1 protein-coding gene is annotated in these 359 nt (G+C 63.5%); it reads left to right on the forward strand.

Annotated elements, in window-relative coordinates; all coding sequences use genetic code 11:
- The first annotated feature begins 112 nt into the window (after positions 1-112).
- On the forward strand, positions 113-274 hold the full coding sequence (locus N4G70_RS36930) for a hydrophobic protein (RefSeq protein WP_261717162.1): 162 nt from the start codon (positions 113-115) through the stop codon (positions 272-274).
- Positions 275-359: the final 85 nt, after the last annotated feature.

Raw genomic sequence — 359 nt, forward strand, 5'->3', positions numbered from 1 at the left:
CGGTGTCGGGAGGGGTGTAGCGGTTGCCCGGATAAGAATTTCATAAACAAGGGTGTGGGAGCTGTGTCGGGCGGATCGATGGGGGCATTCGATGGCTCGGAGGTTGATAACTATGGTTCCCCTGCTTCTCGTTCTTCTGCTGGCTCTGATCCTCTTCGGTGCGGGTTTCGCGCTGAAGGCCCTGTGGTGGGTCGCGGTCATCGTGCTCGTCGTCTGGCTGGTGGGCTTCGTGGCCCGTCCCAAGGGAGGGAGCGGCCGCTGGTACCGCTGGTAGAACAGCGCGCCAGCAGCGTCAGTAACCAGGTGGGTGCCCCGCGCCAAGAGCGCGGGGCACCCACCTGTTGGCATTGGCATGTCCC

The sequence above is a fragment of the Streptomyces sp. ASQP_92 genome (assembly GCF_025399895.1).
Classification (GTDB): domain Bacteria; phylum Actinomycetota; class Actinomycetes; order Streptomycetales; family Streptomycetaceae; genus Streptomyces.

Bases quoted from the DNA above. Each gene is read 5' to 3' on its own strand.
- N4G70_RS36930 (WP_261717162.1), top strand. From the start codon at position 113: ATGGTTCCCCTGCTTCTCGTTCTTCTGCTGGCTCTGATCCTCTTCGGT.